Source organism: Nocardia inohanensis NBRC 100128 (genome assembly GCF_001612945.1).
GTDB classification, from domain to species: Bacteria; Actinomycetota; Actinomycetes; order Mycobacteriales; family Mycobacteriaceae; genus Nocardia; species Nocardia inohanensis.
This window is the reverse complement of record NZ_BDBK01000013.1, coordinates 1-25973: the sequence shown is the minus strand read 5'-3', so window position 1 is coordinate 25973 and position 25973 is coordinate 1. Positions and strand designations below refer to the sequence as shown.

Annotated in this window: 28 protein-coding genes and 1 tRNA gene; 15 read left to right on the top strand and 14 right to left on the bottom strand. The window is 67.3% G+C overall.

The window, feature by feature from the left end; translation table 11 throughout:
• Positions 1 to 43 precede the first annotated feature (43 nt).
• Positions 44 to 1207, bottom strand: coding sequence for an alpha-hydroxy-acid oxidizing protein (locus NI1_RS25395; protein WP_067825467.1), 1164 nt, complete (start codon positions 1205 to 1207; stop codon positions 44 to 46).
• Between the two features lie 101 nt (positions 1208 to 1308).
• On the opposite strand from NI1_RS25395, the gene NI1_RS25390 reads away from it, so the two are divergent.
• From NI1_RS25390 to NI1_RS25375, 6 genes are all read left to right on the top strand, one after another.
• The gene (locus NI1_RS25390; protein WP_067825465.1) at positions 1309 to 2337 is read left to right on the top strand and encodes an Lrp/AsnC family transcriptional regulator; all 1029 of its coding nucleotides are present in this window, start codon (positions 1309 to 1311) and stop codon (positions 2335 to 2337) included.
• A gap of 137 nt (positions 2338 to 2474) precedes the next feature.
• Positions 2475 to 2606, top strand: a complete 132-nt coding sequence (locus NI1_RS39925) for a hypothetical protein (protein ID WP_281179511.1) — start codon at positions 2475 to 2477, stop codon at positions 2604 to 2606.
• A 16-nt stretch (positions 2607 to 2622) separates the two neighbouring features.
• A complete protein-coding gene (locus NI1_RS38160; RefSeq protein WP_157535340.1) occupies positions 2623 to 2778 on the top strand; it encodes a hypothetical protein in 156 nt (51 codons plus the stop codon).
• Positions 2771 to 3115 (top strand): hypothetical protein, encoded by a 345-nt coding sequence (locus tag NI1_RS25385; protein ID WP_067825463.1) that lies wholly within the window; start codon positions 2771 to 2773, stop codon positions 3113 to 3115. The genes NI1_RS38160 and NI1_RS25385 overlap by 8 nt, the downstream gene beginning before the upstream one ends.
• A 120-nt stretch (positions 3116 to 3235) precedes the next feature.
• Complete coding sequence (locus NI1_RS25380; RefSeq protein ID WP_067825461.1) at positions 3236 to 5020, top strand: TerD family protein; 1785 nt, start codon at positions 3236 to 3238, stop codon at positions 5018 to 5020.
• A gap of 185 nt (positions 5021 to 5205) precedes the next feature.
• The gene (locus NI1_RS25375; RefSeq protein WP_157535339.1) at positions 5206 to 5679 is read left to right on the top strand and encodes a hypothetical protein; all 474 of its coding nucleotides are present in this window, start codon (positions 5206 to 5208) and stop codon (positions 5677 to 5679) included.
• Positions 5680 to 5829: 150 nt separating this feature from the next.
• Here the strand turns inward: NI1_RS25375 and NI1_RS25370 are convergent.
• The 4 genes from NI1_RS25370 to NI1_RS25355 form a co-directional block, all read right to left on the bottom strand.
• A tRNA-Pro gene (locus tag NI1_RS25370) sits at positions 5830 to 5903 on the bottom strand.
• 65 nt (positions 5904 to 5968) lie between these two features.
• Positions 5969 to 7030 (bottom strand): DUF8017 domain-containing protein, encoded by a 1062-nt coding sequence (locus tag NI1_RS25365; RefSeq protein ID WP_067825457.1) that lies wholly within the window; start codon positions 7028 to 7030, stop codon positions 5969 to 5971.
• Positions 7031 to 7076: 46 nt separating this feature from the next.
• Positions 7077 to 8231, bottom strand: coding sequence for a DUF8017 domain-containing protein (locus NI1_RS25360; protein ID WP_067825454.1), 1155 nt, complete (start codon positions 8229 to 8231; stop codon positions 7077 to 7079).
• A gap of 53 nt (positions 8232 to 8284) precedes the next feature.
• Positions 8285 to 9250 (bottom strand): metallophosphoesterase, encoded by a 966-nt coding sequence (locus tag NI1_RS25355; RefSeq protein WP_067825452.1) that lies wholly within the window; start codon positions 9248 to 9250, stop codon positions 8285 to 8287.
• Positions 9251 to 9411: 161 nt separating this feature from the next.
• Between NI1_RS25355 and NI1_RS25350 the strand changes: the two genes are divergently transcribed.
• Complete coding sequence (locus NI1_RS25350) at positions 9412 to 9876, top strand: GatB/YqeY domain-containing protein (protein ID WP_067825450.1); 465 nt, start codon at positions 9412 to 9414, stop codon at positions 9874 to 9876.
• 136 nt (positions 9877 to 10012) lie between these two features.
• On the opposite strand, the gene NI1_RS25345 is transcribed toward NI1_RS25350, so the two are convergent.
• Positions 10013 to 12376 carry a penicillin-binding protein gene (locus tag NI1_RS25345; RefSeq protein WP_067825448.1) on the bottom strand — a complete coding sequence of 788 codons (2364 nt, stop codon included), beginning with the start codon at positions 12374 to 12376 and terminating at the stop codon, positions 10013 to 10015.
• A 298-nt stretch (positions 12377 to 12674) separates the two neighbouring features.
• On the opposite strand from NI1_RS25345, the gene NI1_RS25340 reads away from it, so the two are divergent.
• A complete protein-coding gene (locus NI1_RS25340) occupies positions 12675 to 12998 on the top strand; it encodes a WhiB family transcriptional regulator (protein WP_067718558.1) in 324 nt (107 codons plus the stop codon).
• Positions 12999 to 13200: 202 nt separating this feature from the next.
• Here NI1_RS25340 and bagB read toward each other — a convergent pair whose 3' ends face one another.
• Positions 13201 to 14382, bottom strand: coding sequence for an ATPase BagB (gene bagB, locus NI1_RS25335; protein WP_067825445.1), 1182 nt, complete (start codon positions 14380 to 14382; stop codon positions 13201 to 13203).
• A 2-nt stretch (positions 14383 to 14384) separates the two neighbouring features.
• Positions 14385 to 15404 (bottom strand): ATPase BagA, encoded by a 1020-nt coding sequence (gene bagA, locus NI1_RS25330; protein ID WP_067825443.1) that lies wholly within the window; start codon positions 15402 to 15404, stop codon positions 14385 to 14387.
• Between the two features lie 170 nt (positions 15405 to 15574).
• On the opposite strand from bagA, the gene sp36 reads away from it, so the two are divergent.
• The 3 genes from sp36 to NI1_RS25320 all read left to right on the top strand — a co-directional run bounded on the left by sp36 (position 15575) and on the right by NI1_RS25320 (position 17105).
• Positions 15575 to 15739 (top strand): Sp36 family protein, encoded by a 165-nt coding sequence (gene sp36, locus NI1_RS38155; protein ID WP_157535338.1) that lies wholly within the window; start codon positions 15575 to 15577, stop codon positions 15737 to 15739.
• Positions 15739 to 16206, top strand: a complete 468-nt coding sequence (locus NI1_RS25325) for a RidA family protein (protein ID WP_067825441.1) — start codon at positions 15739 to 15741, stop codon at positions 16204 to 16206. Before sp36 ends, NI1_RS25325 begins: the two co-directional genes overlap by 1 nt.
• Before the next feature lie 92 nt (positions 16207 to 16298).
• Positions 16299 to 17105 carry an MBL fold metallo-hydrolase gene (locus NI1_RS25320; RefSeq protein WP_067825438.1) on the top strand — a complete coding sequence of 269 codons (807 nt, stop codon included), beginning with the start codon at positions 16299 to 16301 and terminating at the stop codon, positions 17103 to 17105.
• A 142-nt stretch (positions 17106 to 17247) separates the two neighbouring features.
• On the opposite strand, the gene NI1_RS25315 is transcribed toward NI1_RS25320, so the two are convergent.
• The gene (locus NI1_RS25315) at positions 17248 to 17922 is read right to left on the bottom strand and encodes a Crp/Fnr family transcriptional regulator (protein WP_019044571.1); all 675 of its coding nucleotides are present in this window, start codon (positions 17920 to 17922) and stop codon (positions 17248 to 17250) included.
• A gap of 303 nt (positions 17923 to 18225) precedes the next feature.
• Positions 18226 to 18468 (bottom strand): hypothetical protein, encoded by a 243-nt coding sequence (locus NI1_RS25310; RefSeq protein ID WP_067718579.1) that lies wholly within the window; start codon positions 18466 to 18468, stop codon positions 18226 to 18228.
• A 286-nt stretch (positions 18469 to 18754) separates the two neighbouring features.
• On the opposite strand from NI1_RS25310, the gene nth reads away from it, so the two are divergent.
• The 4 genes from nth (at position 18755) to NI1_RS25290 (ending at position 22254) form a co-directional block, all read left to right on the top strand.
• Positions 18755 to 19435, top strand: a complete 681-nt coding sequence (gene nth / locus NI1_RS25305) for an endonuclease III (RefSeq protein WP_084523679.1) — start codon at positions 18755 to 18757, stop codon at positions 19433 to 19435.
• Between the two features lie 113 nt (positions 19436 to 19548).
• A complete protein-coding gene (locus tag NI1_RS25300) occupies positions 19549 to 20208 on the top strand; it encodes a TlpA family protein disulfide reductase (RefSeq protein ID WP_067825572.1) in 660 nt (219 codons plus the stop codon).
• A gap of 130 nt (positions 20209 to 20338) precedes the next feature.
• Complete coding sequence (locus tag NI1_RS25295; protein WP_067825570.1) at positions 20339 to 21064, top strand: NUDIX hydrolase; 726 nt, start codon at positions 20339 to 20341, stop codon at positions 21062 to 21064.
• Positions 21061 to 22254 carry a MarP family serine protease gene (locus NI1_RS25290; RefSeq protein WP_067825436.1) on the top strand — a complete coding sequence of 398 codons (1194 nt, stop codon included), beginning with the start codon at positions 21061 to 21063 and terminating at the stop codon, positions 22252 to 22254. The genes NI1_RS25295 and NI1_RS25290 overlap by 4 nt, the downstream gene beginning before the upstream one ends.
• A gap of 91 nt (positions 22255 to 22345) precedes the next feature.
• Here NI1_RS25290 and NI1_RS25285 read toward each other — a convergent pair whose 3' ends face one another.
• From NI1_RS25285 to NI1_RS25270, 4 genes are all read right to left on the bottom strand, one after another.
• Complete coding sequence (locus NI1_RS25285) at positions 22346 to 23299, bottom strand: alpha/beta fold hydrolase (RefSeq protein WP_067825434.1); 954 nt, start codon at positions 23297 to 23299, stop codon at positions 22346 to 22348.
• A 23-nt stretch (positions 23300 to 23322) separates the two neighbouring features.
• The gene (locus NI1_RS25280; RefSeq protein WP_067825433.1) at positions 23323 to 23835 is read right to left on the bottom strand and encodes a phage holin family protein; all 513 of its coding nucleotides are present in this window, start codon (positions 23833 to 23835) and stop codon (positions 23323 to 23325) included.
• 41 nt (positions 23836 to 23876) lie between these two features.
• Entirely contained in the window at positions 23877 to 25103 is a 1227-nt protein-coding gene (nhaA, locus tag NI1_RS25275; RefSeq protein ID WP_067825568.1) for a Na+/H+ antiporter NhaA, read from the bottom strand.
• Between the two features lie 270 nt (positions 25104 to 25373).
• On the bottom strand, positions 25374 to 25973 hold a 600-nt coding region (locus tag NI1_RS25270; RefSeq protein ID WP_157535337.1), incomplete at its 5' end, for an AMP-binding enzyme.

Here is a 25973-nt window from a genome sequence, read left to right as displayed (position 1 = left end):
GTGTGGGGGTCGCAACCCCCACACCCCCGCTTCGAGGTGGCGATCAGACCCTGACGGCCCGAAGTGATTCGGGCGTCAGGTCTTTCAACGTCGGATAGCCGTCGACGGCCATGATCAGATCGGCTTCGGCGAGCAGGGTGCGCAGGACGTGCACGATGCCGTCCTCGCCGCCGAGCGCCAAACCGTACGCGTAAGGGCGGCCGATGCCGACGGCGGACGCGCCCAGGGCCAGGGCCTTGATGATGTCCGCGCCGGAACGAACACCCGAATCGAACAGGACCGGAAGGCCGTCGGCTGCCTCGACCACGCCGGGAAGCATGTCGAGCGCGGGCAAGCCGCCATTGGCTTGCCGCCCACCGTGATTCGAGCAGTAGATGCCGTCCACACCGAGGTCGCGGGCGCGGCGCGCGTCATCGGGATGCCCGATACCCTTCACGATCAAAGGCAGCGTGGTCAGCGAGCGCAGCCAGGGCAGATCATCCCAGGTGAGCGGATTGCCGAAGAGCTGAATCCAGCGCAGGATCGCCGATTGCGGGTCCTGTTCCGGGGATTGCGCGAGACCGGCGCGGAAGACCGGATCGGTGAAGTAGTTGGCCAGGCAGTGCCCGCGCAGCTGGGGGAAATTGCCGGTGCCGAGGTCGCGGGGCCGCCATCCGGTGATCCAGGTGTCGAGGGTGACCACGATGCCCTTGTACCCGGCCTGCTCGGCGCGCGACACCAGCGAAGCCGCCAGGTCGCGGTCGGTGGGCGTGTAGAGCTGGAAAAACCCTGGGGTGTCACCGAATTCGGCCGCGACATCCTCCAGCGGATCTTCCATGAGGGTGGAGGCGACCATCGGGACGCCGGTCCGGGCCGCTGCCCGCGCGGTCGCGAGATCGCCGCGACCGTCCCGGTCACAGAGCGCGATGACACCGACCGGAGCCATGAAAACCGGTGCGGGCCAAGTTGTTCCGAACAGCTCGACCGACAGGTCCCGCTCTTTCGCACCCACGAACATGCGCGGCATCAGCCCCCACTGATCGAAGGCCGCCACATTCGCGCGCTGCGTGCGCTCGTCACCCGCGCCGCCGGCGACATACGACCAGATCGACGGCGGCAGCGCTGTCTGCGCACGCTCGGCCAGTTCGGCGAAGTTCACCGGCCATTTCGGAATCACCCCGCGCAGGCCGTTGAAGTAGATCTCGTTCTGAAAGTCCCCGTAGGCCATGACGCCGATGTCTCCCTCTCGTGGATGCCGCTCCCGCAATAGTGAAATACTCGGCATCGAACCTGCCCAAATCGCAGGAAGCTCTCACAGAGGCGGGATGAATGCAGGATTTCGCCGAGCTGCTCAATGAAGACGATCTTGCTCTGATCAATGCCCTCCAGCTGCGCCCGCGCGCTTCCTGGACCGAACTCGGCGGCGTCCTGGATGTCGATCCGGTGACCGTGGCCCGGCGCTGGCAGCGGCTGAGCGATCGCGGCGAGGCGTGGGTGTGCGCTTCGCCGGGTCCCGCCATGTTCGACCTGTGCTGCGCCGCCTTCGTCCACATCGACTGCGCGACAGGGGAAACCGATGCCGTGGTGCGAGCCTTGGCCGAACACCCGCAGATGCTCACCCTCGAACGCGCCGGCGGCAGCGACCGGATCCTGGCCACCGTGGCCGCCCGTGACTTCGCGCAGTTCTCGCACTACACCCTCGATGTACTGCCGACCCTGCCGCACCTGACCGCCGTCCGAACCCGGATCGTCACGCACTGGTTCGCCGAAGGCGGCAGCTGGCGCATCGACGCCCTCGCCCCCGGCCAGCGCGACCAGCTCCGCACCCCGGTCCCGGCCGCCTCCTCGTTCCCGCAGCGCCGGGTATTCGACGAACTGGATCGCGCCATCCTCACCCGGCTGGCCGACGACGGCAGGTCCACCCACACCGCGATCGCCACCGCCGTGGGCACCAGCGGATCAACGGTGAAGCGCCGCATAGACGAACTGATCCGCCTGGGACTGCTCGCCTTCCGCTGCGATTTCGCCCGCCCCCTCGGCGGCTGGCCGGTGGCGGTCACTTTCTGGGCAACCGCACCGGCCGCCGCACTACCCGAACTCGGCTACGCCCTGATCCGACTACCGCAGACCCGCAACTGCGCCGCCGTCAGCGGTACTCACAACCTGGTAGTACAGGCCAACCTGCACTCCGTCGCAGAGGTAGCGCGCTTCGAAAGCCATTTGGCAGCAAGCCATCCCGAACTCGTGATCGCCGAACGCACCATCACCCTCCGTCACGAGAAACTGCTCGGCCGCATCCTCGACAGCTACGGCCGTGCCCGCACGGTGGTGCCGCCCGACATCTGGTCGGACCTGTAGACATGGTGATTCCTGGACAACCGACTTTCGAGGCAGCGCCAAGCTTGAGATCCCCCGCGAAACTGATCTCGGTATCGCTTACGCGCCTGTCGGAGCAGAGTAATCCCCAGCGGTAGTCTCGGGTGTAGTCTCAAGGTGTGGCGGTCGAATGGTTCTGGGCGCTGGCAAAGATGCTCGAACGCTACGGGGTAGACCCCGACGACGTATTCGACGTCGTTGAGGCGTGGATCAGCCGCGAACCGCCCGGTGTGGTTTCGTACCGCGACTGACCCGGCGACCGGGTTGATGACGTTCATACTGTGGGGGCGTGCCGAGAACGGCACCCCGACCGCGGTCTACGCCCGTCGCAAAGACCGCGACATCGAGGTGTACGCGGCCCGCTACCTCGACCCGGACCAGACCGCCGCATTGGAGAAATGGGAGGCGACACGCAATGACTGACCCGTTGGACAACATGACTCCCGACGAGATGGCCGCCATGATCGACCGTCTCGAATTCACCGTCGATTCGGTGAGCGAGGCAGACCTTGGCATTACCGTGGGCCCCGACGCCGAGCCTGTTTATGTTCCCCGATCCATCAAAATGCCCTACGAACTCGACAAGGCCTGCAAGGCGCGAGCCACCGCCCTGGGTATGTCGCAGTCTGGGTACATCCGTTCGCTGATCGAACGCGACATTGCCACCGCGGGTACCGGCACTCCCCGGCCCGCCTGGGTGACCGAGTTGCTAGCCGTAATCGCACACCATGAGAACGACGACCAGCGCAAGGCATCCTGACTTCGGCTGGAAGTCTGCTGAATACGGACCGGGTAGAACGCTCCGGTCAGTACTTCTATCCGTGCGGCGTGTTGGCCGAGCGCGGGGAACGTGTCGCCTTGATACGCCGATGGTTCGCTCGTGCAAGGGAATTCGTGGGTCGGTGGGATCGGGCTGGAAACAGTCACGGTGGTGGATGTCGAGACGTCCGGGTTGAGCTCGGGGACGGATCGCGTGCTGTCGGTGGCGGCGTTGCGGCTGGATGCGGCAGGGGGTGTGGCGGAGGAGTTCTATTCGCTGGTTGATCCGGGGTGTGATCCCGGCCCGGTGCATGTGCATGGGTTGACGCGGGAGAAGTTGCGTGGAGCACCGGATTTCGGGGCGGTGCGGGGGCGGCTGGCCGGGTTGTTGGAGGGGCGGGTGATGGTCGCGCATAATGCTCGGTTCGATTACGACTTTCTGGCGGGGGAATTCCGGCGAAGTGGGGCGGTGCTGCCGGTTTCCTCGCGGCTGTGCACCTTGGCATTGGCGCGACGGGTGGCGCCGCCGACAGCGGATTACAAGCTGGGGAGTTTGGCTGCGCATTACGGGATCGCGCAATTGCGGGCGCATGACGCGTTGGATGACACTCGCGTACTGGTGGGGGTGTTGCGCGGGTTGATCGGGGATGCGGCTTGGCTGGGGGTGCCGCCGCCGCTGCTGGATTGCCCGCCGAAGGATGCGAATCGGCATTTGTGGCGAGGGAAGGCCAAGGCGCCGTGCGCATTCGCGTATCCGGGGCGATTCGAGGAGCGTGGCGCGCTGATTCAGGGGATGAAGGTCGCGTTCAGTGGTGAGACCGGGATGGATCGGAATGAATTGGTCGATCGCGCCGAAGCTGCGGGGCTCGATGTGACCGGGAACGTCAGCCGCTTGACCAGTCTGCTGGTGACCAATCGTCCCGCTTCAAGTTCGAACAAGGCGGGCAAGGCGCGACAGCACGGCACACCTGTCGTGGATGAAGCGCGATTCCTGGAATTGCTCGCCGCGATACAGCCTGGCGTGCGGAAAGGCGATGCCGGACAGCGGGTTCCGAGTCCGGGCCGCGCTATGGAATCCACACCGGCGGGGCCGCTGAACGGCCGCCGGGTGCTGGTGCTCGGCGGCACGCATCGGCAGGCCGCCGAAATACGCCGCCGGATAACCGAACTCGGCGGCTCCTCGGCGGTGAATATGTCCGCGGGGGTCACCGATGTGCTCGCCCTGCCGGGTGCGGAGAATGATCAGCGGTGGAAGAAGGCGGCCGATATCGGGCTCCCGATCTGGGGGCTCGAGCTGCTGGAGGCCGCCGGCGAACCCGACGCACCGAGGGGCCAGGCACCAGCTATGCACAGCACTCCCGGCGACGGCCCTCGCGAGCCGATCGTGCTCAGCCGCGGGCAGGTGGTGGACCTGCCGGTCGCCACCCATGGCGCGCAGTGGTCCGTGCGCGCGGGCTGGCCGCAGCACGGCGCCGCCGAGGTCGATCTGGTGGCCTTCCTGGTGGACGAAAACGACCGCGTGGCAGCCGATTCGGATTTCGTGTTCTACAACCAGCCCGAGACCCGGGGCGCCCGGCTGACCGTGGATGGACCCAGCGAGCAAGGGGTCAGCGTGGATCTGGAAGACCTACCCGGGCATTGCCGCCGCATAGTCATCGCGGCCGCGCTGGGGGATCCCGAGCGCCGATTCGGTGATGTCGGCCCCATCGAAATCGAGGTCGATCCGGGCCCGGAATCCGGTACTTTCGCACGCGCCACCCTCGATGCGGCGACCGAGGAACGCACTTTGCTGCTGGCCGAGTTGTATCCGCGGGACGAGGATTGGCGACTGCGCGCCGTCGGTCAGGGGTATCCCACCGGTCTGGCCGCGCTGGCTCGACATTACGGCGTCGAAGTGGACGACTGAATCGGTCGTCGTATCGGTCATTGCCGGTGTTGTGCAACACAATTCCCGCTCGCGCACATAAACGGTATCGGGACTTGATTCGGCGACCGGTATCGGATACAAATTGGGCGTTGTAATTCGCAACGCTTAAATGTTCTGCACGCCATCGAATTCCGCGTGCAGGGGGGTTCTGGAGGATGAATATCATGCGTCGGACCATCGGCAATTTCGGTCGTAAAGCTCTCGTCGCGGTGCTGCCGCTCGCGGTGGCGGCGGCCGTCACCGGCGCCGGTCAGGCCAATGCCGAGGCCCCGGAGCTCGCTCCGCAGACCGCCCCCGTGGTGCAGCTGGCGGCGGCCCCGCAGGCCCTCGACGCCGCGCAGCCCATCGCACTGGAGGCCGCGCAGCCCGCCGCTCCGGAGGCCGCGCAGCCCGAGGTGGATGCGGTCGCCTCGGAGATCGCCACCAATCCGAATGCGGCCAACCATGATCCGCTCGGCAATGGCGCGGCCGCCGGTGCGATTGTCGGCGCGGTATTCGGTGCGGTCGTCTGCGCCGCCACCATTGTCGGCATTCTGCTGGTCCCGCTGTGCGCGCTCGGCCCGGCATTCCAGGGCGCGCTGGTCGGCTTGATCGTCGGCGCCATCGCACCGGATGTCATTCCGCAGGTGCTGCCCTGATCCCACGCGGATAAAACTTCACGTCGCCGGCGGTCGAATCGAATTCGGCTGCCGGTTTTCGTATTCGCGGGCGGTGCGCTGGGCGGAAACGAGTAAGGGCCCCGATCAAGTGAATGACCAGGGCCCTACTGCTGTGTCTCAACCAACACGTCGGGGTGACAGGATTTGAACCTGCGACCTCTTCGTCCCGAACGAAGCGCGCTACCAAGCTGCGCCACACCCCGTGAAGTGAACGTGAAGTAGCTTAGCGCACCGTCGGCGGAACAGTTAAATCGGCTGGTCAGATGCCCTAAAGCAGTCGAAAAGTGGCGAGTAGGCGGCGGGCGAAATCACGGTCCACGGCCCGGTCCACGCCGGTGTCGGCGGCGATGGTGAGGACCAGTGCGCCCTCGCCGCCGGAGACGGCGAAGGTGTAGATCGAATAGGTTTTGGCGCAGCTGGGATCGGGTGGGGTGAACGCGCCCGAGGTCTCCACGAAGCTGCCGTGCAGCGCGTTGTCGGAGGAACTGAAGGATTCGGGCGCCCCCGAATCGACCGAGGTCAAGGTCTCCCAGCCGAGCTTGGCCATGCGTTTGCCGATATCGGTCGCGGCCGCGGCGGGATCGGAGAGCGTGCTGGTGCTCAGGAACATATTGCTGCGCACATAGTTCGGGCAGTAGCCGACGCCCTCCTGCGCCAGCCCCGCGACCGTGATCCGGTCGGAGCCGGAACCCCACCCGTTCGCGGTTTGATCGATGGCCCAGTCCGACGGCACATCCCAGGCCGCCTTGGTGCCGGCCGGGACGACCACCTGATAGCCGGGGATCCGCGGCGACTGGCTCGACGAGGGCGTGGTGGTGGGCGTGCTGGTGCGCGGCTTGGACGTGGTGGTCGCGGCCGCCGAGGTGGAGGTGGCGGGCAGGGCGCCGGTGCCCGAATCCCGGGTCACCAGCACCACCGCCACCACCGCGACGAGCGCCACCACGAGCGCGCCGATCCCGGCGTACCACCACACTCGGTTGTTTCCGCCCGGCGGCGGTCCGTAATTGCCCCCGTAGGGCGGCTGTGCGGGCTGATACGGCACCGGACCGGTCTGATAGGGGTTCGGGCCCGTCTGGAACGGATTCGCGCCCGTCCGTGCGGGATCGACCGAAATCGGCGGATTCGCTCCGGACGGATAGGGATTGGCCCCGCTCGGCGGATTCGCGCCCGCCCCATAGGGATTCGGCTGCGGACCGTATCCCGGCGGCTGGATCGGATGTTGCGCCTGCGAATCCCATTGCGACCCCGGCGCCGGCGCCCCCTGCCACCAGTTGGCGGTCTGATCCTCGCTGCCGGGCTCCGGCTTCCGGTCATCGAATCCACTGGTCATCGTCGGACCCCCTGTCGGACGAGTCGAGCCCCCGCCCGGCCGCCCGCTACATCGGGCGGAGGCTGGCGAGAATCTTCTTCGCGAGCGACTTGTCTACCGCTTTGTCGACCCCAGTATCCGCGACGATCGTGAAAACGTAAGCGCCCTGATTGGTGGAGAACGCGAAGGTGTAGATCGAGTAGGTGGAGGCGCAGCCCGCCGCGGGTGCGGGTGCGCTACCGGTGAGCTCGACGAACGTGCCGGAGAGCTTGCCGTCGGAGGTCGAGAACTTCTCCGACGTACTGGGTTTCGCGCCCGTCGAATTCGCGTAGCCGATCTTCGCCATGCGCGCGCCGACATCCGCCGCGGCCTTGGCGAGGTCGGTCTCGTCGGAATCGGTGACGAAGGCGGTGGTGCGGGTGTACCCCGTGCAGTAGTCCACGCCCTCTTCCGAGAGGCCGAAGGCGACGATCTGATCGGTGCCGGTCCCGAACGCCCCGGTGCCCTGCTTGTCGATCGTCCAATCCTTCGGAATGTCGTACGCCGCTTCGAATTCCGGGATCGTCACCGTCTGATACCCGGGAATCACCGGCGCGGGCGTGCCGGATTTGGTGACGGACGGCTTCGGTGTCGCCGACGGCTTGCTCGCGCCCGGCGACTTCTCCGTGGTGAGTGCGCTCACCAGCGACGGCGTCGTATTCGATTGCGCGGAAGGATCATTCGAATTCCGCACCAGCGCCACCGCGACCACCGCGATCACGATGGCCAGCACCAGCCCGCCGATTCCGGCGAACAGCCAGATCTTTCGCTTACCCCCGCCCGGCGGCTGCTGATACCCGCCGCCGTAACCGGGCTGCCCACCGTAACCCGGCGCTCCGCCATACGGTCCCGGCCCCACCTGGTACGGCTGCTGCCCGGTGAACCGCATCGTCGGATCCGGACCCGGCGCGCCCGAAAACTGCTGCGTCGGGTTCGGCCCGGACGGCTGGAACTGCTGCGTGGGATCCGCCGCCCCGTACGGCCCGCCCGGGAACGGCGCGGTCGGCTGATACCCCGGCTGCCACCCCGAATCCGGTTGCGGCACACCGTAACCCGGCGGCGGTCCGTCCTGCGTCGGCTGCTGCGGATTCGACCAGGCCGAATCCGGCGCGGGCGCGCCCTGCCACCAGTTCGGATCGGGCCCCGCGCCCGCACCTTCGTTCCGCTCGTTCCCACTGGCCACGACTGCTCCCCTGACTGACGACTACCTACCGCGTTGTATATCGCGGCAGCAGCTCAACGCGCGACAGCCTCCGACGACGTGGTCCGCCCCCGGCCCGATTCCGCGGCCGGCTTCTTCGGCGGTGCGCCGACCAGCGTCAGCAGGGTCGCCTCCGGGCGGCAGCAGAAGCGGTACGGCGCCCACGGCGAGGTACCGATACCGGCCGAGACATGCAGGCGGGTATGGGCTCCCCAGCGGGAAGCGCCCTTCACCCGCGAACGATCGATGCCGCAATTGGTGACCAGCGCGCCGAAACCGGGCAGCACCAGCTGACCGCCGTGCGTGTGGCCCGCCATGACCAGGTCGTAGCCGTCGGCCGCGAACCGGTCCAGCACCCGCGGCTCGGGGGAGTGGGTGAGTCCGATGCTCAAGTCCGCCAACGGATTCGGCGAACCGGCGACGGTGTCGTAGCGGTCCCGCTTCAGGTGCGGATCGTCCACGCCCGCGGTCGAGATCTTCACCCCGGAGACCTCGATATCGCGGCGCACATGGGTCAGATCCAGCCAGCCGCGCTCGGTGAAGGCGGCGCGCAGATCCTGCCACGGCAGCGGATCGCCGAAGACGCGCTTGTGGTTCTTGTCGAAATACTTCAGCGGATTCTTCGGCACCGGCGCGAAATAGTCATTGCTGCCGAATACGAAAATGCCGGGGCGCCCCAGCAATCCACCCAGCGACTGCACCACCGAAGGCACCGCCTTCTGATGCGACAGATTGTCGCCGGTGTTGACCACCAGGTCCGGTTCCAAGCGATCCAGCTCGCGCAACCAGGCCTGCTTCAACTGCTGGCCGGGCATCATGTGCAGGTCGGAGATGTGCAGGACGCGCAGGGACGGTTTTCCGGGTTCCAGTACCGGCAGGGTCGCCTCACGCAGCGTGAACATGTTGCGTTCGATCAGCGAGGCGTATCCGATACCGGCGACCGCGGCCCCAGCGGCTCCGAGTGCGGCGCGGGTGAGGGCGGAGGTCGAGATTACGGGCATTTGCCCAGAATAGGCGACCCGGCGGGGAAACATCGAGTCATATGAGCTGCGATACGCCGACGCTTTGTGGCGCCGGCGGGTATCTTCGCGCGGACCCGGCCGGACCGACACCGCGAAAAAGACGTGCGGGCGGGGCGGGGCCGCGCGGTAGCGTGTCCCGCATGGCGGAACTCAAATCGAAGCTGCGTGCGGACCTCACCACCGCGATGAAGGCCAAGGATGCCCTGCGTCTCAATACGCTGCGCATGCTGCTGGCCGCTGTCCAGACCGCCGAGGTCGCCGGCACCACCGCGCGCGAGCTCAGCGACGCCGAGGTGATCGCCGTGCTCGCGAAGGAGTCGAAGAAGCGCAACGAGGCCGCCGTCGTCTACGAGCAGGCCGGACGCGGTGAGCTGGCCGCCAACGAGCGGGCCGAAGAGCAGATCATCGACGAGTACCTGCCGACCCCGCTGACCGATGCGGAGGTCGCCGACATCGCCGACACCGCCATCGCGGATGTCGCCGAGCAGATCGGCGAACGGCCGGGCATGAAGCAGATGGGTCAGGTCATGAAGATCGCCACCGCGCTGGCGGCGGGCCGGGCCGACGGTTCCCGGGTTTCCGCGGCCGTCAAAGCGCGGCTCTGAGCGCGATCAGAGCTACGCCCCATTAATACGAAACGCCCGGAGTGAGTCTCTCGCTCCGGGCGTTTCGTATTGAGTACAAACAGGGCGAGCCGAATACGGCAGCGGCCCCTCACCATTGGCGAGGGGCCGCTGTCACTCAGCGTGGGATCGGAATGGGTATGGGTATCGGCGGCAGCTGGATGTTCGGCAACCCCGGTATCCCCGGCGCCGTCGGTGTCTCCGCCGGAGCGGGCGCCGGCCGCGCGGTGCCGTCACTCACGTAGATCGTGATCACCGACCCGGGAATCGCCGACCCGTCCGGCGACATGCTCAGCACCGTCCCCTTGTTGGCGCCCGCGGCCGTGGCCACCGACACCTGGAAACCGGCGGCGATCAGATTCGAGGTCGCCTCGGCCTGCGTCTGGCCGACCACATCCGGAATCTGCGAATTGTTCGCCCCGCGCACGTACTTGTCGTCCAGCGGCGGCAGCCCCGGCGGCGGGAACTTGCCGAGCACGTTCTTGACCGCGCCCAGCCAGCTGCGAGCCGGCTCGTTACCACCGAACAGGTTGCCGCTGCCGCAGTTCCGCAGCGGGAACGAGCAGATCTCGCCGGGCGTCGGGCTGTCACCGTAGATGTAGGCCGAACCGGCCAGCGCGTTGGTGAAGGCCAGGAACGCCGAGGAGCGGTGCGATTCAGTGGTACCGGTCTTGGCGGACAGCGGCGCGTTCCAGCCCACCGACTGCGCCGCACCCGCGGCGGTACCGCTGACGTCGTCCTTGCTCATGGCATTGGCGAGGGTGTTGGCCAGACCCGGTTCCACCACCTGCTCACACGCCTGCTGGGTGAGCGGCACGGTCTTGCCGCTGCGGTCGACCACTTCCCGGATCGGGGTGGGCGGGCACCACTTGCCGCCGGAGGCCAGCGTGGCCGCCACATTCGACAATTCGAGCGGGTTGATCGCGACCGGGCCCAGCGTGAACGAGCCCAGGTTCTGATCCTTGATCATGTCCGCCAGGCTCTGATTGCCGTGCCCGGAAGTACCCGCCTGGGTGTAGGACCGCATGCCCAGGCGCACCGCCATATCCACGGTCGGGGCCACGCCCACGGCCTGGATCAGCTTGACGAAGGCCGTGTTCGGCGAGGTGGCGAGCGCCTCGGTCACCGACATCGGCGACTTGTACTTGCCCGCGTTCTCGACGCAGTAGGTGGCCGCCGGGCAGCCGCGCGCACCACCGTTACCCATGCCCTTGGCCTCGAAGCGGCCGGGCACGTCCAGCTGCGCGTTGATGCCCAGGCCCTTCTCCATGGCCGCGGCCGTGGTGAAGATCTTGAAGATCGAGCCCGCGCCGTCGCCGACCATCGAATACGGCTGCGGCTGCACGGTTTGATGCGCGTTCGCGTCCAGCCCGTAGGTCCGGCTGGACGCCATGGCCAGCAGCGGATGCGAATCCTGGCCCGGGCCCACGATATTCATCACCGAGGCGATGTCGTCCAGGTTCGGGTCGGCATTGGCGTTCACCGCGGCCTTCACCGAGTTCTGCACGTCCGGATCCAGGGTGGTCTTGATCAGGTAGCCGCCCTTGTCGATCTGGTCGCGGCTGATCCCGGCATTGGCCAGGTATTGCAGCGCGTAATCGCAGAAGAAGCCGCGATCGTTGGCCGCGATGCAGCCGCGCGGCAGGCCCTTGGGCTCGGCCAGCACGCCCAGCGGCTCGCTCTTGGCCTTGCGGAACTCCTCGGCCCGGCTCGGGATGTTCTGGATCATGGTGTCGAGCACGGTGTTCCGCCGCTCCAGCACACCGGCCGGATTGGTGTAGGGGTTCAGCTTGGAGCTGGACTGCACCATGCCGGCGAGCATGGCGGACTGCACCACGCTCAGATCCTTGGCGTCGACGCCGAAGTAGGTCTGCGCCGCGTCCTGGATGCCGTACGAGGAGTTACCGAACGGCACCAGGTTCAGGTACCGGGTCAGGATCTCGTCCTTGGTGAGCTCCTTCTCCAGCGTCAGCGCCATCCGGATCTCGCGGATCTTGCGGGCGGGGGTGGTCTCGGTGGCGGCGCGGCGTTCGGCATCGGTCTTGGCGACCACCAGCAGCAGGTAGTTCTTCACGTACTGCTGGTCGATGGTCGAACCACCCTGCTGCACTTCGCCGCCGGAGGTGTTGGTCAGGAAGGCGCGGAACGTGCCCTGCCAGTCCACACCGCCGTGTTCGGCGAAGCGTCGGTCCTCAACGGACACCAGCGCGAGCTTCATGTCGTTGGAGATCTTGTCGCTGGGCACTTCGAACCGGCGCTGCTCGTACAGCCACGCGATGGGCTGATTGTTCGTGTCGACCATGGTGGACACCGCGGGAACGGTGCCCTCCACCAGTTCGGCGGAGACATTGTCGACGGCGTCGGCGGCGCGGTTGGAGATGAAACCGAATCCGCCCGCGAGTGGGAACAGCAACCCGGCGAGAAGCACGGCGGCCAGAATGCAGCTGCCGGCCAGTCTCCAGAGCGTTCGTGTGATGGGCACGTGCCACAGCCTAATTGGCCGTCGGGACACTCGGTGCCCTCGCGTCGGGGTGTCCATTCGTCCGGAATGGTGCCGACTGCCCGGTTTCAGGTGACGAATGCATGGACGGACGTACCAGAAAATCTCGGGACGGTCTTGCGCAAGCCTCACACTCTTATCTAGATTGAGAACCCAGTGTGATAGAGCTAACACTCAAAGTGGAATGTGGTGCAGAACGCAGTGGGGTTGGGTAACTGCGCGCTGTACGCGATTCTGGAGCGCCGTGACCCGGTGTTCGGACTGCAAAGGGGCACACCAAATGCACATGACTACCCCGATCGCTCGATTGGACGTGGAGCAGGCCGAAGCGAGAATCGCCTGGGTTTCCCAGGCCCGATGCAAGGAAGTAGATCCCGACCAGCTTTTCGTGCGAGGCGCCGCGCAGCGTAAAGCGGCGACCATCTGCCGGCACTGCCCGGTGCTGATGGAGTGCGGGGCCGACGCCCTGGACAATCGTGTCGAGTTCGGTGTGTGGGGCGGCATGACCGAGCGGCAGCGCCGCGCGCTGCTCAAGCAACACCCCGAAGTGACGTCTTGGGCCGACTTCTTCTTCGCCCAGCGTTCGCAGAAAGTAGCGATGTAAGCAGTATCCCCTAACTCCGATCCCCCCATAGGCAGAACGGACCGAGCCCGCATCTTGCGGGCTCGGTCCGTTTCCGGGGTCGAATCGGGCATCTGCGCCAGACCGGGCAGTTTCATCCGGAAATGTTCCAGGTGAGAGTGATCGGGTCTGCGCCCCACGCCCCTGTGGGGAAGGCGTTGTACCCCCGGATCGGCCCGGCGAGCTAAGCCGACTTCGCTGATCCGGCTTCGGCGAGTTGGTCGCCCACGGCCTGGAGGGCTTCGAGGTCGGCGACTTCGAAGGGGAGCGCGGTCACGGCCGCGATCGGGACGCTGGGGTGCGCGCCGGTGAAGCGGTGCAGCAGATGCTGTTCGCGCTTGGCGGTGGCGGCGCGCTGGGCGTGGATGCGCAGCACGGCGGCGGTGACCGCGGCCGGTGAGGTGTCCTGGCTGTCGGCCGCCGCGCCGTTGCCGTTCGGCTGCGGGGCCAGACGATCGGCCGCGACCTGCGCCTGCTCGGCGGAGAGCGAGCTCAGCACCGGGTGGGTGCGGTTGAGGACCAAACCGGCCAGGGGCATCTTGTCGTGCGAGAGGCGATCGACGAAGAACGAGGCTTCCCGCAGTGCGTCGGGTTCCGCCGCGGCCACCACGATGAAGTGGGTGCCGGGCCGGGAGAGCATGGCGTAGGTGCGATCGGCGCGATCCTGGAAACCGCCGAACATGGATTCCAGTGACTGCAAGAAGACAGAGGCGTCTTTGAGCAATTGGCCGCCGACGATGGTCGAGACCCCGCGCAAGGCGAGGCTCATGGCGCCGGCGACGAACTTACCGACACCCCGGCCCGGGGCCATGATCACGCGGATCATCTTGCCGTTCAGGAAGTTACCGAGCCGCTTGGGCGCGTCCAGGAAGTCCAGCGCGTTCCGCGACGGGGGCGTGTCGACCACGATCAGGTCCCACTCGCGCTTGGCCGCCAGCTGCCCCAGCTTCTCCATCGCCATGTACTCCTGTGTGCCACCGAAAGAGGAGGCCACGGTCTGGTAGATGGGGTTGGCGAAGATCTGCTCGGCCTTGTCGGGGCTGGTGTGCTCGAGCACCATCTCGTCGAAGGTGCGGCGCATGTTCAGCATCATGGCGTAGAGCTCGCCATCGGTCTCGTGACCGAGATCCACCCGCTGCGGGGTGTTCCCCAGATCGCTGACCCCGAGCGACTGCGCCAGCCGCCGCGCCGGATCGATGGTCAGCACCACGACCTTGCGCCCGGCCTCCGCGGCCCGCAGCGCGATGGCCGCCGCCGTGGTGGTCTTGCCGACGCCGCCGGAGCCGCAGCACACCACGATGCGCGCGGTGGGATCGGTGATGATCTTCGTAATGTCCAGGGGCACAGTGCTTGCCGGAACGATCATGACTAGCGGACCCCCTGGGCGCTCAATACCTCGGCCAGCTCGTAGAGCCCGCCCAGATCCATACCGTCGGTGAGCGACGGCAGGTACATGCGTGAAATGTTCACCTGCGCCAGGTCGGCGGCGCTCTCGTCCTGGGCGGCCAGGCGCGCGGAATGCTCCACTGCCTCGGCGACCAGGCCCTCGAAATCGGCCTCCGACAAGCTGATTCCGGCCTCGGCCAGCCCCTGCCGCAGGGCCTCGGCATCGAAATCACCGGTGGCGGCCCGCTCGCGCACGGCGCGCGGCAGGTAGCCCTCGCTGGCCCGGTTCACGATCACCGTGCCGATATTCAGGTCGTTGGCGGTCAATTCCGCGACGGCGTCGGCGGTCTCCTGCACCGGCAGCGCCTCCAGCAGCGTGACCAGGTGGATCATGGTCTGCGGCGAATGCAGCAGCTTGGAGACGCCTTCGGCCTGCGAGGCGATCGGGCCCCCGCCCGCGATCTCGGCCATGGCCTGGGTGACATCCAGGAAGCTGGCGATCCGGCCGGTCGGCGGTGCGTCGATGACGATTTCGTCGTAAACCGGTTTACCCGCCTTGTCGACGCGCACCGCGCACTCCTTGATCTTCCCGGTCAGGATCACGTCCCGCAGACCCGGCGCGATGGTGGTGACGAACTCGATCGCCCCCACCCGGCGCATGGCGCGACCGGCGAAACCCAGGTTGTAGAACATGTCGAGGTATTCCAGGAAGGCATGCTCGACGTCGAGCGCCAGCGCCAGCACCTCGCCGCCGCCCTCCGCGGTGGCGATCCGAGTCTCGGTGGGCGGCAATGGCGGCAGGTCGAAGAGCTGGGCAATCGACTGTCTGCCCTCGACCTCCACCAGCAACACCCGGCGTCCCCCCGCGGCCAGCGCGAGTGCGAGCGCCGCCGCGACCGTGGACTTACCGGTCCCCCCTTTTCCGGATACGTAATGCAGGCGGGCTTTGTCCGCCCGCTCCGGCCAACCTGCTTCGACCCCCGGCTCAACCGAAACGGGCACTGCTATCGGTACTCCCACGCTCGCGAGCCTATAACTCGTTCCTGATTCCTGCCCAGAGTGACGCGTAACTGTCTGGTACACCACTCCGGAAACTCGGATTTCCTGAAAGCGCACGCTACTCCAGAGGTCCCGGCCTCCTGCGCGACCCGCCGCGCGGCTAATCTCCAACCATGAGTGATGTGACCGCGTGGGAGTACGCCACGGTGCCGCTGTTGACGCACGCCACCAAGGCGATCCTCGACCAGTGGGGCAGCGATGGCTGGGAACTCGTCAGCGTGCTGCCCGGACCGACCGGCGAACAGCATGTCGCCTACCTGAAGCGACCCAAGAACTGATGGCCGCGGCAACCGCGTGGGCGGAGAACCTGGCCAAGCTCGGACTGGAACTGCCCCCCGTCGCGCCCCCGGTCGCGGCGTACGTGCCTGCCGTGCAGACCGGCAATCTCGTCTACACCTCCGGCCAGCTGCCGTTGGTGAGCGGTGAGCTGTCGGTGGCCGGCAAGGTCGGGGCCGAGGTCGACATCGAACAGGCCGCCGAGGCCGCCAAGCTGTGCGCGCTCAACGCGCTGGCCGCGGTGCACGCCCTGGTCGGACTCGACAATGTGGTGCGGATCGTGAAGGTCGTCGGATTCGTCGCCTCCGCACCGGGTTTCACCGGACAGCCGAAGGTGATCAACGGCGCCTCGGAATTCCTCGGGGAGGTCTTCGGCGACGCGGGCGTGCACGCCCGTTCCGCCGTCGGCGTCTCGGAGCTGCCGTTGAACACCCCGGTCGAGGTGGAGCTGATCGCGGAAGTGCGCTGACCGGCTCCTCGGCGAAAGTGCTTGGCGGACATAACAAAAGCGCGGTGCGTTCAACTCTGGACGCATCGCGCTTCCTGCGTTAGGACGTAAAGATGACGCTCACCCATCCCGCGTATGAGCAACTGCGGCAAGTGACTCCGTCCGCCGCGGTCGTATTGGCCGACAACCCGAGCGGAATGACCCTGGAAGGCACCAACACCTGGCTGTTGCGTGCGCCCGGCAGCGCGGAGTACGTGCTGGTGGATCCGGGTCCCAAGGACCGCAAGCACACCGAGGCGGTGGTCGCGGCGACGGGCGGGAACATCGCGCTCGTCCTGATCACCCACGAACACTTCGACCACACCGGGGGCATCGACCGCCTGGTGAAGGAGACCGGCGCACCCGTGCGCGCCGCGTCCGCCGAATTCCTGCGTGGGAGCGGCACCGAACTCGTCGACGGCGAGGTCATCGAGGCTGCTGGAGTACGCATCACCGTGCTGGCTACGCCGGGGCACACCCAGGATTCGCTGAGCTTCCTGGTCGACGGGCCCGACGGCGAGCGGTTGCTGCTCACCGGCGACACGGTGCTCGGCAGCGGCACCACGGTGCTCGAATCGCGCGACGACGCCCTGGCCGACTACCTGTCGTCGATGCATCGATTGCTGGAAGTGGCACCCGGCCGCACCCTGCTCCCGGCGCACGGCCCCGAGCACGCCGACGCGGAACCGGTGATCCGCTACTACATCTCGCATCGCGAGGAGCGCCTGAACCAGGTCCGCGCGGCGCTGGAGAAGCTCGGCCCCAAGGCCAAGGCATTGCAGATCGTCGCGCTCGTCTACGCGGATGTCGACAAGCGTCTCTGGCCGGCCGCGACCAGCTCGGTGAAAGCCCAACTGGCCTATATCCGTTCGCACGGTTAGGCGCTCCACCGGCGAGTCCCGGCCCCCGCTGCGACCGGCAGCGGGGGCCGCGAACGTCCAAGGGACGCAGGCACACACGAAGGGACCGGGACGCCACCCGGTGGATGACGACCCGGTCCCTTCGAGTCCGAAGTTCCGATCCCTACCGGGCGCGTCGGGCGAGCCGCTCCGAGTCGGAGATCAGCACGCTCTTGCCCTCCAGTCGCAGCCAACCGCGGTGCGCGAAGTCGGCCAGGGCCTTGTTCACGGTTTCGCGGGAAGCCCCGACCAGCTGGGCGATCTCTTCCTGGGTCAGGTCGTGGGTCACGCGCAGCGCGCCCGCTTCCTGGGTGCCGAACCGCTGAGCCAGCTGCAACAGCGCCTTCGCCACGCGACCGGGCACGTCCGTGAAGATCAGGTCGGCCAGGTTGTTGTTGGTGCGGCGCAGGCGGCGGGCGAGCACCCGCAGCAACTGCTCGGCGATCTCCGGACGCTGGTCGATCCACGCCTTGAGCGCGTCCCGGTCCATCGTCACGGCGCGGACCTCGGTGACGGTGGTGGCCGTCGAGGTACGCGGACCGGGGTCGAAGATCGAGAGCTCGCCGAACATGTCCGACGGGCCCATGATCGTCAGCAGGTTCTCTCTGCCGTCCGGAGAACGGCGTCCGATCTTCACCTTGCCCGAGGTGATGATGTACAGCCGATCGCCCGGTTCGCCCTCGTTGAAGATGACGTGGCCGCGCGGAAAATCCACAGGCTGAAGTTGTTTGGCGAGAGCCGCCACCGCGGTGGGCTCGACGCCTTGGAAGATGCCTGCTCTGGCGAGGGCCTCGTCCACGAATGTGCTCCTTATGGGAAATGGCTCTGTCCTGGACCGAAGCGAGCTCGGCCGACAGTGCAGTCTACTTTGCAATACCGCCGGGTAGTGATAGACACCACGCGGCACGCTCATTCTCCGACACGCAGGGCCGGATTACGCGACACGCGACGCTTGATAACGAGACACACGGGGACGGTTTTGCGACACGCGAGTTTCAATCTAGCGACACGCCGCACCCATTCGGTAGCGAAGATCAAAATCCGGGCACCGACCGGGGAAATCCCGGTGGCTACCCGGATCTGAGAACACCGATCGGCAAGATCAGCTGGCTTGTGCCACGTCCAAACCCTTGGGGGCCGGGCGAGCGCGCCGGGGCCGAGCCGCCGCAGCCGGAAGACCCAGTTTGGTCAGGTCACTGACCTCGGCATTCGTGGCTCGATCGAGGTACTGCTGAACTTCCGGATCCGGCTCGAGCAGCTTACGCAGCCGGTTCTCGACCCGTTCCATCACCAACGCGAACAGCATCAGTGCTATCGGAAACAGCACCACGGCGAGTCCTTGCATAGGGGTGAGTAAACACGCCGAAGGTCTCAGATGGAACACGGGGAGTGTGCAGCCCGGTTGTCGCCACCGAGTGGTTCCGTAAGGTGGACGCGTGCGTGTCACCGAATCCAATGCGGCCGTTGACGGGGCCGACCCGGGCGTTTCCGGCGCGGCCGCGGTAGCGGAGACCGTGCCGGGCGATGTCTCGGATGCGCCATCGGCGACGGCCCGGAATGTGGCGCGGCCCACCAAAGCTCGCAAACGCGATAAGGAAACTCGAATCGGATTGGTGCGCCGTGCCCGGCGCATGTACCGCGAACTCACCGTCGCCTTTCCCGACGCGCACTGCGAACTCGACTTCACCACGCCCCTCGAATTGGCGGTGGCGACAATCCTTTCGGCGCAATGCACCGACGTGCGGGTCAACATGACCACGCCGGCGCTGTTCACCGAGTACCGCACCGCCCGCGACTACGCCGAGGCGAACCGGGCCGAGCTGGAGGAGTACATCCGCCCGACCGGCTTCTACCGCAACAAGACCAGCTCCCTCATCGGCCTCGGCCAAGCCCTGGTGGAACGCTACGACGGCGAACTCCCCGGCACCCTCGAAGACCTGGTCACCCTGCCCGGCATCGGCCGCAAGACCGCGAACGTCGTGCTCGGCAATGCCTTCGGCGTCCCCGGCATCACCGTCGACACCCACTTCGGCCGCCTGGTCCGCCGCTGGGGGTGGACCAGTGAGGAGGACCCGGTCAAGGTCGAGCACGCCATCGGCGAACTCATCGACCGCAAGGACTGGACGATGCTCTCGCACCGCGTCATCTTCCACGGCCGCCGCGTCTGCCACGCCCGCAAACCCGCCTGCGGCGCCTGCATCCTCGCCAAGGACTGCCCGTCCTTCGGCGCCGGCCCGACCGATCCGGTGACCGCCGCCAAACTCGTCAAGGGCCCCGAAACCGAGCACCTCCTCGAACTGGTGGGCCTGTGAGCGCTGAGTCCTCGTCCGGCGGTGCGGGTTCGCCGTCCGGCGGAGAACCCACGCCCGTGGGCCTGTCGAAGGCCACGGACAGCGGCGCGTCGGGTTCGTACCCGGGCGGTGAGCTGAAGCCGCCCGGCGGTGGGAACGGATGGCGCTGGGCGGTCGCGGGCGTGGTCATCGCGCTGGCCGTCGGCATCGTGGCGTGGTCGGTGGTCGGCGGGAAGTCCGATGACGAATCGGCCGGAACCGCCTCGACCGCCGCGGGCACGCCACCCGCCGCCGCGGTCTCCGCCGCCGATCGCGCGGCCGCCGCGCTCGCAACCTGTCCACAGCCCACCGGTGCACCGGTAGCGGACAGCCCGCTGCGCGGCATCACATTGAATTGCCTGGCGGACGGCGCGCCCGTCGATCTCACCGCCGCACTCGCGGACAAACCCGCGCTGCTGAATCTCTGGGCCTACTGGTGCGGGCCGTGCGCCGAGGAATTGCCGCTGCTGCAACGGTATTCCGAGCAGGCCGGGGGAGCGGTCACGGTGCTGACCGTGCACAGCGATCCCGGTACGGCGAAGGGACTGTCGCGGCTCGCGGGTCTGGGCGTGCATCTGCCCGGCGTCGAGGACCCGAACTCGCAGGTGCGCACCGCCGTTCGCGCGCCCGCCGTGCTGCCCATCTCGGTGCTGGTGCGCGCCGACGGTACCGTCGCCAAGGTCGTGGTGCGGCCCTTCACCAGCGTTGAGGACATCTCCGCCACGGTCGCCGCGGAACTCGGGGTGCGTGCGTGAGCGTCTCTTCGCCCCTTCGGAACGCGGTCGATCGGAGCGCACCCGCCGGATGGCCGACATCGCCCGAACCGATCGCAGCGGTGATACTCGGTGAGGTCTGCGGTGTGGCTTCTGTGGTTGAGGTGTGTTGATGAGACTCGATACGAACGGTGTGGCCGTCCCGGAGTGGCTGCGCGGGGTGGCCGAGCATGATCCGGCCGATCCCACCGGGGTGAATCCGGTGCTGCGGCGGACCGCCATGCGGGCGCTGGGCGCGATCGGCAAGACGCGGGATGCGGCGGTGCTGGTGTTGTTCGGCGGGTCGCCGGAGCCGGATCCGCAAGGGCCGGGCGGACTTCCGGGCGATGCGGACGTATTGCTCACTCAGCGTGCCGCCACCATGCGCACGCACAGCGGCCAGGTAGCCTTTCCCGGCGGCGGGGTCGAACCGCAGGACGACGGGCCGGTCAGCACCGCTTTGCGGGAGGCGCAGGAGGAGACCGGGGTCGATCCGGGCGGCATCGAACCGATCGCCCTGCTCCCGAAGATCTTCGTGCCGCCGTCGCGTTTCGACGTGACGCCGGTCGTCGCCTACTGGCGGACGCCCGGCGAGGTGGGCGTGGTCAGTGAGAACGAGGCGACCCGCGTCGTGCGGGTACCGCTGTCGGAACTGCTGGATCCGGCCAACCGGTTCGTCGTCCGGCATCCGCTCGGATACATGGGTCCCGCCTTCGCGGTGGACGGGATGCTGGTGTGGGGCTTCACCGCGGGCGTGCTTGCCGGGCTCTTCGCGGTGTCCGGTTGGGAAAACGAGTGGGACCACCATGATGTGCGTGATCTGCAAGCCTCGCTGGCTGCGGTTGGGATGACGTTATGAGTGCCTCTGGCTGGCTCGATATCGGGATCATCATTCTGGCGTTGCTGGCCGCCACCTCCGGGTGGCGGCAGGGCGCGGTCGCTTCGGCGCTCGCGTTCCTAGGCGTGGTGCTGGGCGCGGTCGCGGGCATTCTGATCGCGCCGCACATCCTCATCCATCTCAGCGAAGGCCGCAGCCGGGTGCTGGTGGGCGTGCTGCTGATCGTGGCGCTGGTGATCGTCGGCGAGGTCGCGGGCATGGTGCTGGGCCGCGCCGCCCGCAGCGGGATGCGCGATCCGTTCACCCGCAGCGTGGACAGTGTGGTGGGCGCGGGCCTGCAAGCGGTGGCGGTGCTCGCCACCGCCTGGCTGCTGGCGCTGCCGCTGACCAACTCCTCGCAACCGGGAATCGCGGCCGCGGTCAAGAACTCCCAGGTGCTGATCAAGGTGGATACGGTCGCCCCCGACTGGCTCCGCAAGATCCCCAACGAGTTCAGCAACCTGCTCAACACCTCGGGCCTGCCGGATGTCATCGGCCCGTTCGGCCGGGTCCCGATCGCCGCCGTGGAGCCGCCGGACGCCAGCGTCCTGCAACTCCCGGTCGCCCAGAACCTGCAAACCAGCGTGCTGCGCATCCGCGGCATCGCCCCGAGTTGCCAACGGCAGCTGGAGGGTTCGGGCTTCGTGGTCGCGCCGGAACGCATCATGACCAATGCGCACGTGGTGGCGGGCACCAGCTCGGTGTCGGTGGATATCGCCGGCGGCAAGCTGGACGCGTCGGTGGTGCTCTTCGATCCGTCCAAGGACATCGCGATCCTGGCGGTGCCCGGGCTGACCGCGCCGGTCATCCCGCTGGCCCCGCAGCCGGCGACCTCGGGTGAATCCTCCATCGTGCTCGGGTATCCCGGCGGCGGGCGCTACACCGCCTCCGCGTCTCGCGTCCGCGAAACCCTGGACCTCAAGGGCCCCAACATCTATCGCGATGGCGAGGTGCAGCGTGAGGTCTACACGATCCGCGGCCAGGTCCGTGCGGGCAACTCCGGCGGTCCGCTGGTCGACACCGACGGCAATATCCTCGGCGTGGTCTTCGGCGCGGCCGTGACCGACGACGACACCGGCTATGTGCTGACCCTCGACGAGGTGCGGCCGGAAGTGCAAGCGGCCCCGGGCGCTTCGACCCCGGTGGGCACCGGGAGCTGCGTACTCAGCTGACTTTCCCTGGTCATTCCGGCATGTTTTTAGCCGGAATCTCACTGCGGGAAGTGAGATCCCGGCCGAAACCACGCCGGGATGACGGGGATGGTCAGTCGAGCAGCTTCGCCAATTCGGCGGTGACGGCTTCCGGATTCTCCTGATGCGCGTAGTGCCCCGCGTCCGGGATGGGCACGATACGGCGATCGGGGGAGAGTTCGCCGCCGCGCCGGATGCTGCTCGGCAGGATGTAGCGGTCGCGATCGCCGTAGAGCGCGAGCACCGGAACCCGGATGGGCTCACCCATGGCCGCCATGAAGCGTGCGCCGTCGGGCCGCCATTGCGAGCGGAAGGCCCAGCGCTGGTACTCCAGGGCGCAGTGGGCCGCTCCGGGCACCCGGATGGCGGTGCGCATGCGGCGGGCGGTATCGGCGAATTCGGGGGTGGCGGACCAGCGTTCGCCCGAGCGCTCCCGCAGCAGCCGTTCGATCTCGAATCCGTCGTGCGCGGTGAGCAGCCGTTCCCCGTAGCGGGGCAGCTGATAGCGCAGGAAGTTCGGCAGCCAGGACGCGCGCTGGCGGCGATCGCGCAGCACGGCGCGCTTCAACGCCACCGGGTGCGGGGAACTCACCAGCGCGATGGACCGGACCAGGCGCGGATGCAGCACCGCGGTGGCCCAGCAGACCAGGCCCCCTTCGGCATGCCCGACCAGGGTGGCGTCGGTGTGCCCGAGCGCCCGGATCAGGCCCGCCACATCACCGGCGAGGGTCCAGCCGTCGTAGCCGCGCGGGGGCTTGTCGCTGTCGCCGTAGCCGCGCAGATCCACCGCCACCGCGCGATACCCGCGCTCGGTCAGCCCGGTCAGCTGATGCCGCCACGACCACCAGAAATCACCGAACCCGTGCAGCAGCACGACCAGCGGCGTATCCGGATCCGCGTAGGCCGCGCCACTGGCGGGCACGGCCTCGACGACATGGAAGCGAATGCCGTTGGCATGCACGTCCCGATGGGTCCACGGTCCGTCGTAACGGACGGCGGACGGATCCGGCAGCGAATTCGACGACACGCCGAAGGAGCGTAATCGAAGAACTAGCCGCGGTAGGTGTCGAGCTGCGCCGGAGCGTCGGCCTCATGCTTGCCGTGGCCGCTGAAACCACTGGGCACCAGGCTCTTCGCCTCTTTCAGCGATTCGATGGTCTTCTCCGGCGCGCGCAGTTTGCGCACCTTGAGATAGCCCAGCAGGCCGAGCACCGCCACGGTGACGATCATCAGCAGGAAGACGATGAGGAACGCCAGCCAGCGGTACACCCACACATCGAGCAGCTCGGCCAGGAAGAAGAAGAAAAAGAACGAGCTGAACAGCAGCACGGTCAGCGCGCCGATGAAGAAGACGCTGCCTTGCAAGCCCTTCTTGATCTCACCGGTGACCTCGGCCTTGGCCAGCTCGACCTCGGCGCGCACCAGCGTCGACATCTGTTCGGTGGCGTCGCGCACCAGGTCGCCGAAGCTCTCGTCGCGAGAGTCGACACCGGACAACGGAATCGAGGTGATGGTGCGGGGGCGACGCCCGTCCTGCCCGTTACCGCCCTGTGTGAAGCTCAATTGCCCGACCCTTCTCCGTCGTCCCGGTACTGCTCCGGTGGTCACTGTTGATCTTGCAGCGCCCGCTCGTCGCGTCGTGCCTGGTGAGCACGGCCACGACGCAACAGTAGCGCCGAACCCGCCAGGGAAGCCGCCAATGACGTCAGCAACACCGCTGCTTTCGCGAGTTCGGCCGCCGACCCGTCGCCGACATCCTCCAGTGCGAGTTCTGCCACCAAGAGGCTAACGGTGAAGCCGATCGCACCTAATACCGAGAGGGCGAACATGTCTCGATAGCCGAGATCCTTGGGCTTCACGGCGATGCCGACACGCACTGCGAGCCAGCTGATTCCGAAGATGCCGAGGGTCTTGCCGACCAGCAGCCCGGCAATGATGGCCAGCGACAACCGATCGGTGAACAGCTTCGAGAACACCTGCGAATCGAGCGGGACGCCGGAGGCGAAGAGCGCGAACACCGGTACGCAGATCGCCGCCGAGATGGGCTGGAAGAAATGCTCCAGCTTGGCGGCGGGCACACAGTGCTCGTCCTCGCCCGGATCCGGCTTGACGCGGGTGAGCAAGCCGCACGCCACGCCCGCCAGCGTCGGGTGAATCCCGGCCTCGTGCAGGGCATACCAGGACAGCAGGGCGAGCGGGATGTAGACCAGCGGGGTGCCGACACGGTACTTCTGCGCGACGAACCAGGCGGCGAAGCAGACCAGCGCGGTCAGCAGCCACAGCATCTTCAACGTGGTGGTGAACAGGACCGCGATCAGGATGATGGCGATCAGGTCGTCGACCACCGCCAGGCTGAGCAGGAACACCCGCGCGCTGGCCGGGATCCGGGAGCCGGTCATGGCCAGCACGGCCAGCGCGAAGGCGATATCGGTGGCGACCGGAATCGCCCAGCCGCGATCCATGCCCTCCACACCCCAGCCGATGGCCATCGCGAGCACCGCGGGCATGACCACGCCGCCGATCGCCGCCACGATGGGCAGGGTGGCGCTCTTGCGATCCGCCAGCTCGCCCACCACCAGCTCGCGTTTGAGCTCCAGGCCGGCGACGAAGAAGAAGATGGCGAGCAGCCCGTCCTTGGACCAATCCGCCAGCGTCAGATCCAGATGCAGCGCGGGAATCGCCAGCTCGGTCTCGATCAGGGTCGTATAGCTCGCTCCCCAAGGGGAGTTGACCCAGATGAGTGCGGCGGCCGCGGCTATAAGAAGCAGTGCGCCACCGAAGGTTTCGGTCCGTAGATATCTGGATAGCTCCGAGCGGACCTGAACAATCACGTGCACACCTTTCGGTCGGTCGGTCGACGAAAAAGCGGCGTGCGTAACCAATCCATCGGAGGTAGGCAAACCGCATGCCGACCAGACTTCCCGGCACACCTTTTGCGCAATTCTAACGGTTTGCCGGGAACTTCTTGACCACCGCCCGCACGCGCCACCACGAATCCGCAGGTCGGCGAGGCTCATCTGATCTGCACGCGACACGGCCCCCTGACCGTCTGGTCAGGGGGCCGTCGATGCTCTCGCCGGCTACCTCGAGTAGCGGGGGACTTACGCCTTACCGGCCCGAATGGCCTCGAAAACGTTGGGGTCCACCAGGGTCGAGGTGTCGCCCAGCTCGCGGCCCTCGGCCACATCGCGGAGCAGGCGGCGCATGATCTTGCCCGAGCGGGTCTTGGGGAGCTCCGGCACGACGTGGATCTCACGCGGCTTGGCGATGGGGGAGATCTCGCGGGAGACCTCGGCCTTGAGCTCCTTGACCAGGTCGTCGCCGGTGTCCTTGGCCTCGGCGGTCAGGATCACGAAGGCCACGATGCCCTGGCCGGTGGTGGCGTCGGACGCGCCGACGACCGCCGCTTCGGCCACGCCGGAGTGCCCGACCAGCGCGGACTCCACCTCGGCGGTGGAGATGCGGTGGCCGGAGACGTTCATGACGTCGTCGACGCGGCCCAGCACCCACAGGTCGCCGTCCTTGTCGAGCTTCGCGCCGTCACCGGCGAAGTACCAGCCCTGATCGGCGTACTTGGACCAGTAGGTGTCCTTGTAGCGCTCGTTGTCGCCCCAGATGCCGCGCAACATCGACGGCCAGGGCTGGTCGAGGACCAGGTAGCCGTTGGCCTCGGTCTCGCCGAGTTCGACTTCGTTGCCCTC

Excerpts from the sequence above, each read along its gene's own strand:
- NI1_RS38160 (WP_157535340.1), top strand. The coding sequence starts at position 2,623 with ATGACGTTCATACTGTGGGGGCGTGCCGAGAACGGCACCCCGACCGCG.
- nth (WP_084523679.1), top strand. The coding sequence starts at position 18,755 with ATGTACCGCGAACTCACCGTCGCCTTTCCCGACGCGCACTGCGAACTC.
- NI1_RS25350 (WP_067825450.1), top strand. The coding sequence starts at position 9,412 with ATGGCGGAACTCAAATCGAAGCTGCGTGCGGACCTCACCACCGCGATG.
- sp36 (WP_157535338.1), top strand. The coding sequence starts at position 15,575 with ATGAGTGATGTGACCGCGTGGGAGTACGCCACGGTGCCGCTGTTGACG.
- NI1_RS25320 (WP_067825438.1), top strand. The coding sequence starts at position 16,299 with ATGACGCTCACCCATCCCGCGTATGAGCAACTGCGGCAAGTGACTCCG.
- NI1_RS25310 (WP_067718579.1), bottom strand. The coding sequence starts at position 18,468 with ATGCAAGGACTCGCCGTGGTGCTGTTTCCGATAGCACTGATGCTGTTC.
- NI1_RS25290 (WP_067825436.1), top strand. The coding sequence starts at position 21,061 with ATGAGTGCCTCTGGCTGGCTCGATATCGGGATCATCATTCTGGCGTTG.
- NI1_RS25355 (WP_067825452.1), bottom strand. The coding sequence starts at position 9,250 with ATGCCCGTAATCTCGACCTCCGCCCTCACCCGCGCCGCACTCGGAGCC.
- NI1_RS25295 (WP_067825570.1), top strand. The coding sequence starts at position 20,339 with ATGAGACTCGATACGAACGGTGTGGCCGTCCCGGAGTGGCTGCGCGGG.
- NI1_RS25395 (WP_067825467.1), bottom strand. The coding sequence starts at position 1,207 with ATGGCCTACGGGGACTTTCAGAACGAGATCTACTTCAACGGCCTGCGC.
- NI1_RS25375 (WP_157535339.1), top strand. The coding sequence starts at position 5,206 with ATGCGTCGGACCATCGGCAATTTCGGTCGTAAAGCTCTCGTCGCGGTG.
- NI1_RS25340 (WP_067718558.1), top strand. The coding sequence starts at position 12,675 with ATGCACATGACTACCCCGATCGCTCGATTGGACGTGGAGCAGGCCGAA.
- NI1_RS25385 (WP_067825463.1), top strand. The coding sequence starts at position 2,771 with ATGACTGACCCGTTGGACAACATGACTCCCGACGAGATGGCCGCCATG.
- NI1_RS25390 (WP_067825465.1), top strand. The coding sequence starts at position 1,309 with ATGCAGGATTTCGCCGAGCTGCTCAATGAAGACGATCTTGCTCTGATC.
- bagB (WP_067825445.1), bottom strand. The coding sequence starts at position 14,382 with ATGATCGTTCCGGCAAGCACTGTGCCCCTGGACATTACGAAGATCATC.
- NI1_RS25325 (WP_067825441.1), top strand. The coding sequence starts at position 15,739 with ATGGCCGCGGCAACCGCGTGGGCGGAGAACCTGGCCAAGCTCGGACTG.
- NI1_RS25365 (WP_067825457.1), bottom strand. The coding sequence starts at position 7,030 with ATGACCAGTGGATTCGATGACCGGAAGCCGGAGCCCGGCAGCGAGGAT.